This is a genomic window from Streptomyces meridianus, assembly GCF_023703325.1.
In the GTDB taxonomy this organism is placed as follows: Bacteria; Actinomycetota; Actinomycetes; order Streptomycetales; family Streptomycetaceae; genus Streptomyces; species Streptomyces meridianus.
In genome coordinates this window covers 23,324-30,028 of sequence record NZ_JAMQGM010000062.1, presented here as the reverse complement: position 1 = coordinate 30,028, position 6,705 = coordinate 23,324, and the positions used below count along the sequence as shown (strand labels likewise).

Annotated in this window: 6 protein-coding genes; 5 read left to right on the top strand and 1 reads right to left on the bottom strand. The window is 70.3% G+C overall.

Annotated elements, in window-relative coordinates; all coding sequences use genetic code 11:
* Window positions 1–58 precede the first annotated feature (58 nt).
* The 5 genes from pyrE to M1E25_RS24290 all read left to right on the top strand — a co-directional run bounded on the left by pyrE (window position 59) and on the right by M1E25_RS24290 (window position 5,077).
* A complete protein-coding gene (gene pyrE / locus M1E25_RS24310; RefSeq protein WP_251419248.1) occupies window positions 59–583 on the top strand; it encodes an orotate phosphoribosyltransferase in 525 nt (174 codons plus the stop codon).
* 221 nt (window positions 584–804) lie between these two features.
* Window positions 805–1,410 (top strand): GOLPH3/VPS74 family protein, encoded by a 606-nt coding sequence (locus tag M1E25_RS24305; RefSeq protein WP_251419246.1) that lies wholly within the window; start codon window positions 805–807, stop codon window positions 1,408–1,410.
* A gap of 172 nt (window positions 1,411–1,582) precedes the next feature.
* Window positions 1,583–2,260, top strand: coding sequence for a Type 1 glutamine amidotransferase-like domain-containing protein (locus M1E25_RS24300; protein ID WP_251419244.1), 678 nt, complete (start codon window positions 1,583–1,585; stop codon window positions 2,258–2,260).
* Window positions 2,261–2,365: 105 nt separating this feature from the next.
* Entirely contained in the window at window positions 2,366–4,003 is a 1,638-nt protein-coding gene (locus tag M1E25_RS25850) for an NAD(P)/FAD-dependent oxidoreductase (RefSeq protein ID WP_251419243.1), read from the top strand.
* Window positions 4,004–4,150: 147 nt separating this feature from the next.
* The gene (locus M1E25_RS24290; protein WP_372501402.1) at window positions 4,151–5,077 is read left to right on the top strand and encodes an NAD-dependent epimerase/dehydratase family protein; all 927 of its coding nucleotides are present in this window, start codon (window positions 4,151–4,153) and stop codon (window positions 5,075–5,077) included.
* Window positions 5,078–5,374: 297 nt separating this feature from the next.
* Here the strand turns inward: M1E25_RS24290 and M1E25_RS24285 are convergent, their stop codons facing one another.
* Complete coding sequence (locus tag M1E25_RS24285; protein WP_251419239.1) at window positions 5,375–6,112, bottom strand: VOC family protein; 738 nt, start codon at window positions 6,110–6,112, stop codon at window positions 5,375–5,377.
* Between the last annotated feature and the right edge of the window lie 593 nt (window positions 6,113–6,705).

Sequence of the window (6,705 nt, the reverse complement as noted above, 5' to 3'; positions counted from 1 at the left end):
ACCGAAACGGCGAGGCTAGTTGTTCGGCGGACATACGTGGCTGGAAGACTGAACGCCTGTGACCCATGCTGATCTCGCTTCCCGCATCCGTGCCGCCTCCCATCTGACCGGGCAGTTCACCCTGCGATCCGGACGCGTCGCAACGGAGTATTTCGACAAGTACCGGTTCGAGGCCGACCCTGCTCTGCTGGACGAGATCGCCCGGCGGATGGCTCCGTTGGTGCCGTCCGGCACGGAGGTTCTGGCCGGCCTGGAGATGGGCGGTATCCCGGTGGTGACCGCGCTCGGCCGGCACACGGGGCTGCCCTGTGCGTTCGTGCGCAAGCAGGCCAAGGCACACGGCACCTGCCGGCTCGCAGAGGGAGCCGAGATCTCGGGCCGTCGGGTACTGGTCGTGGAGGACGTCGTCGCCAGTGGTGGACAGATCGAACTGTCGACCGCGGATCTGCGCGCCCTGGGTGCTCAGGTTCACGAAGCCCTGTGCGTGCTCGACCGTGAGCAGGGCGGCGCCGACGCCCTCGCAGCCGCCGGCATCCGCCTGTTGTCCCTGCTGACGGCCCAGGATCTGCAGGCTGCTGCCTGACGGACGGCCCGAGCCGTCACACGTGATCGTCCGGCCCCGCTCCGAGCCCGGCGGACACCGATCTGCTGACCGTCGCCAATGGGGACCGGGCCCGAAAGGCCCGTGGCATGCAGCCGCAGCCCTCGCTCCCTAAGCTCGGACAGGAGAGTCGTGTCGGGCAGCCCGATTCGGGCCCGGCCGACTAGTCGGCGCTGTCGCGAGCACCTCCGACCTGGAGCCGCATGAACACACCACGGGACCTGATGTTCACCGCCTTGGACGTGGCGCCCAGCCGTCCCGTGGAACAAGGGGAGCTGTCACTCGCGCTGGCGGGAGCCGAGTTGGTCGACCTGCTGGCCACCGGGGCCGTCACACTGGACGGTGACCGGATCGTGCCCGGTGACCGGCCGACGACGGTCGATCGCCTGCTGAGCGTTGCAGCGGAGTCGCTGACCCGGGAGGCGCCCTACGAGTCGATCGAGGACTGGCTGTGGCGCCGGGGCCGTGGGCTGGCCGCTGCCTATCTGGCCGGCATGGAGGAGGACGGGCAGCTCACGCGGCAACGTCGCGGCTGGACGTCGTTCCGGCAAGGTCGGCGCGTGCCGTCCGACTCCCTCGACCGCCGTCTGGCCGGTGACCGCTGGGCCTCGGACGAGCCCGTCCTTGGCGCCCTGGCGACGGCCGTCGGCATCGGTTCCCAGGAAGCGGCAGTGGACCCCGGTGCGTTCGACGAGCCGGTGGAGACCGTGCTCGCCGCGGTCGACGACGCGACGACGGAACTGGGCGCTGTCCGGCAGCGGCGGGACATCGAGCAGGCGGCGTTCGACAACATCTGGCGAGGCCACTGAGAACGGCACGCACAGGTGAGGCCGGCCGGGCCGCCCACCGCGTGCAAGTCTCACGTCGCCGCCCCGAATCAGACAGGGAGCCGCGCGGGCACCTCGGTAGAGTCACGCCATACCCTCCCCTGAGCCCACCATCCTCGCCACCTCCGGTGGCCACCGCGCCTGAGGCCGCACGATGGTGACCTTCGACGCCCTGGTGCACCACGCCGTCGAGTTGTCGGGCGTCGCGGGACGCAGGCCGCGGGTCATGTACGTCGGGACGGCGATCGGCGACGCCGAGCACTTCACCGCACGGATGACGGAGGCCGCGCGCGTGGCCGGATTCGACCTGACCCCGCTGCATCTGTTCCCCATGCCGAACCTCGATGACGTGGAGGGTGCTGTCCTCGACCAGGACGTCGTCTGGGTCATGGGCGGCTCGGTGGCGAACCTGCTGGCCGTGTGGCGTGTTCATGGACTCGACGCCCTCCTCCGCCGGGCCTGGGAGGCCGGCGTGGTGCTCAGCGGTGTCAGTGCGGGGTCGATCTGCTGGTTCCAGGGTGGCACGACGGACTCGTTCGGACCCGAACTGCGGCCGTTCACCGACGCTCTCGGCTTCCTGCCCTACGGGAACGGCGTCCACTACGACGTCGACAAGGGGCGCCGGCCCCTGGTGCAGCGACTGGTCGCGGACGGCACGTTGCCCGCCACCCACTGCACGGACGACGGAGTAGGGCTGGTCTACCGCGGGACCGAACTCGTCGAAGCCGTCACGGAGAAGGCGGGGAAGGGCGCCTATGCCGTCACCCGCGAGGGGGACTCGGCAGCCGAGGAGCGCATCGAGCCCCGCCGGCTGCCCCCGCCGCGGCGCTGACCTCCCGGCCTGATCAGCGCCCAAGAGCCCCTCGATGAGGTCAGCCCTTGTGCGGCGGCAGCCGTCACCGCGCACGACCCCCTGACCGCGACTAGGCTTGCTCAGGTGACGTCGCCGGTCATTTTCGTGGTGGACCAGGACCCGAGTTCGCTTCGGGTGCTGCTGGCCGACCTCACGCGCCGGTTCGGCAGAGCGTTCGCGGTGAGGGGTGAGGGGTCGCCGGAAGCCGCACTCACCGCACTGCAGCAACTGGCGCGGGCCGGAGCCCCCGTTGCTCTGCTGATCATGGATGACGACTGCGTCGACCTCCTCGCCTCGGCCCACGAGCTCCATCCACGTGCCAAGCGTGTACTGCTCGTGGACCGCGATTACTCGTCGACCAGCCCGGCCGTCCAGGCGATGGCGCTCGGACGTGCCGATTACCACATCGTGCGGCCGTGGGCGGACGACGAGATGCTCTACCGCGCTGTCAGCGAATATCTGTCCTCCTGGGCGACGGAGCAGGAGCCGACATTCGAGCTGTTCCGCGTCGTTGCGCGCAGAGGCGACCCCCGGGTGCGGGAGCTGCGCGAGGTGATGGCGCGCTTCAATCTGCCGTGCGCGCTCTATCCGGCCGAGGAGGAGAGCGGACGCCGTCTGCTGAAGGAGGCGGGCGTCGACGCCTCGCGACTGCCCGTGGTGATCCGCCACGACCGTCAGGCGTTCGTCGACCCCGAGCTGCCCGATCTCGCGCGTGCGCTCGGGGTCAGCGTCACCAACGACATGGACGTCTGCGACATCGCCATCGTCGGCGCCGGGCCGGCTGGGCTGACAGCGGCCGTCTACGCGGCGTCCGAGGGGCTGGACACGGTGCTCCTCGAGAAGGCCATCTCCGGCGGGCAGGCCGGAACGAGCCCGATGATCAGGAACTATCCGGGCTTTCCGCACGGCATCGCCGGCGGCGCACTCATGGAGCAGACCTGCGAACAGGCGTGGCTGATGGGAGCGCACATCGTCTTCGCGCAGCAGGCGGTCGCGCTCGAACAGCGTGGCGAACGGCGCGTGGTGCGCATGCTGGACGGCTCCGAGGTCAGCGCCCGCGCGGTGCTGATCGCCACGGGGGTCGACTGGCGGCGGCTCGGCGTGCCGGGCCTGGAGGCGCTCGTCGGGTACGGAGTGTTCTACGGAACGGCCGTGGGCGAGAGCCGGGCGATGCGCGACCAGGACGTCTTCATCGTCGGCGCCGGGAACTCGGCCGCTCAGGCCGCGACGTATCTGGCCCAGCACGCTCGCACGGTCACGCTGCTGGTGCGGGGCGACAGCCTGGCGAAGTCGGCATCGGCCTATCTGGTGGGCGTCCTCGAGGCGACGCCGAACATCATGGTCCGCTGCCGGACGGAGGTGATCGACGGGGGCGGCAACGGGCAGCTGGACCACCTGACGCTGAAGGACCGGACCACGAATGACGTCGAGCGGGTCCCGGCAGCCGCCCTGTACATCATGATCGGCGGCGAACCGCACACCGAGTGGCTGCCGGACAGCGTGGCGCGTGACGGGCAGGGGTACCTGGTGACCGGACGCGAGATCCGCGAGGACTCCCCGGCGCGCTGGCCGCTCAGCCGGGACCCCATGCCGCTGGAGACGAGCGTCCCCGGCGTCTTCGCAGCCGGGGACACCCGGAAGGGCTCCATCAAGCGTGTCGCGTCCGCCGTGGGCGAGGGAGCCACCGCCGTTCGTCTGGTTCACGAGTACCTGGGCAGCTGAGCCGCCACAGGTCATGCTCCCACGCGGTTGCGCATCCTGACCGGCGGCCGCCGGCGGTTCTCCGGCCTGTTGTCCCTCCCATGTCACAGACGGCCGGTTTCGGATCGTCCCAGGTGTCGGAGACAGATTTCCGGATTCAGGAGGGTGATGGTCATGCGGGTGTTCGTGGCAGGCGGAACCGGAGTACTGGGGCGGCGGCTGGTGCCGCAGCTCGTGGCCCGTGGGCACCGGGTGACGGCCACCTCGACGAGCGCGGCCAAGCTGGACCTGCTGGAGCAGCTGGGCGCAGAAGGCGTGGTGATGGACGGACTGGATGCGGCGTCGGTCGGCCAGGCGGTGGCCGCGGCCCGCCCGGACGCCATCGTGCACCAGATGACGGCGATCTCCGGAAAGCCCGACATCCGGCACATGGACCGCTGGTTCACCACCACCAACCGGCTGCGCACCGAGGGGACGGATCACCTGTTGGCTGCGGCCGGGGCGACCGGCGTCCCGCACGTCGTGGCCCAGAGCTACGCCTGCTGGAACGGGATCCGCGAGGGCGGCTGGGTGAAGACCGAGGAGGACCCGCTGGACCCGATGGAAGGGACGAGGATGCGCCCGGTGACGGAGGCGATCAGCCACGTCGAGGACGCAGTCGGCAAGGCCGACGGCGCGGTCCTGCGCTACGGCGGGCTCTACGGGCCGGGCGCCATCGACGACCAGGCCGAACTCGTCCGCAGGCGGCAGTTCCCGCTCGTCGGACGCGGCACCGGGTACAGCTCTTGGGTGCACCTCGACGACGCGGCGAGCGCCACCGTCCTCGCCGTGGAGCAGAAGGCGAGGGGCGTGTTCAACATCGTCGACGACGAGCCGGCCCCGGCGAACGAGTGGCTGCCCCACCTGGCCGCGTGTGCGGGGGCGAAGCCCCCGATGCGGGTCCCCGTGTGGCTGGCCCGGCTGCTGGCCGGGGAGGTGGCGGTGACGATGATGACCGAGGGGCGCGGCTTCTCCAACGCCAAGGCCAAGCGGGAACTCGGCTGGGACCTGCGCTACCCGTCCTGGCGCCAGGGGTTCGAGGCAGAACTGGCGTGACCCGGGACCGAATCGGCCGGCGGTGCGGGCGGTGCTGCCGGCGATCGCCCACAGGTCCTCGGCAGGCTGGGGGAGGACGAGGACGGGGCCCGGGAGAGGAGACCGGGCTGCGCGCCTCGTCCTCAGCGACGTCCACCCATCGACCGAACACACCGACAGCCGGGAACGTCACCGGTGCGGGGCGCTGAGCTCGTCCCGGACACGCGAAGGCCCGTCGGCGACAGAACGTGTCCCTGCGAGCCCCGGCGACACGGAACCCACCGGGCTCCCGTACGGGGGTGTCGTCAGGGCTCCGCCTCACGACGAGCCGAGGACGCAGAACTCGTGACCCTCCGGGTCGGCCAGGCACGTCCATGGGACGTCGCCCTGTCCGAGGTCGAGATCGGTGGCGCCGAGGGCCCGCAGCCGGGCCACCTCCGCTGCTTTGTCGTCACCTGCGTACGGCAGCAGGTCAAGATGGACGCGGTCCGGCACGGTCTTCACACCAGTGCGTCGGAACTCGAGGTACGGGCCGACATCCTTGGCGGAACGCCACACCGCACGGTCGTCGGTCACCTCGTGCAGGGTCCAGTCCATCGCCTCGTCCCAGAACCGGGCCATGGCTCGTGGATCCGCGCAGTCGACCACCACCCGGGCGATCGGCCCGGTGTCCCGGTAGATCTCCCGAGGCTCCAGCACGCAGAACTCGTTGCCCTCCGGGTCGGCGAGGACCGTCCACGGCACTGGGGCTTGGCCCACGTGGGCGGGCGTCGCACCGAGAGCCTTCAGGCGCGCGACCAACTCCGCCTGATGGGCCGCAGAGGTGGTGGCGAGATCGAGGTGCACACGGTTCTTCGTCATCTTGGGTTCCGGTACGGCAACGACGTCGATGCAGACGGCGGTCGGGTCCGGCCAGACGAAGTCGCCGCCGGGCTCGACGTTGGTCACGCCGGGCCCCTCGCTGGAAACACTCCAGCCGAGCGCCTCCGCCCAGAACCGGCCGACCGCCGCGTCGTCAAGAGCCTTGATGTTCACCTGGACAGGTCGCAGTGCCATGCCGGCGATCCTATGCACCCGTTCTGCAACGCGTCCGTCCGCACCGTAGCCGAACAGAGATGAACTCGCCGATGGGCCGACGCAGTAGGGCTGGGTGAGGTCGACCATGCGGGACGCTCCTCGATGGTGAGGGCAGGTCCGACCTCGACAGGCTCATCGTCGGCCATGCGTTCGGCCAGCTGGGGCTGAGGCCGCGAGCACAGGCGGATCGTGATCTTCATGACCGATTCGTGGCTTGTCGTCGGTAATTGATGGCTTGGGCTCGGGCCTGGTGGCGGCATCGCCATGCGGACCAGGCGAGCCGGTGGGCTGCCTCGCGCACGGGCCGGACGACCAAGGTGATGACCAGTCGCTGGATCTCGTTGCAGGTGAGCGGGATAAGTCCGTCAGGTGCGGGCGCCGGGCGTGTTCGTCGGCGCGGACAACGGCGAGGAAGGCGTGAGCGAGCATGGCCAGGGTGACCCAACGGGACCAGGAGGTGCAGCGGCGGACTTGGTGCTCGTCGAGTCCGGCCAGACCCTTTCCGCACTGGAAAGTCTCCTCCACCCGTCACCTTGATCCAGCGACGCGGACCAGGGTGTTCAGGGGCGCCG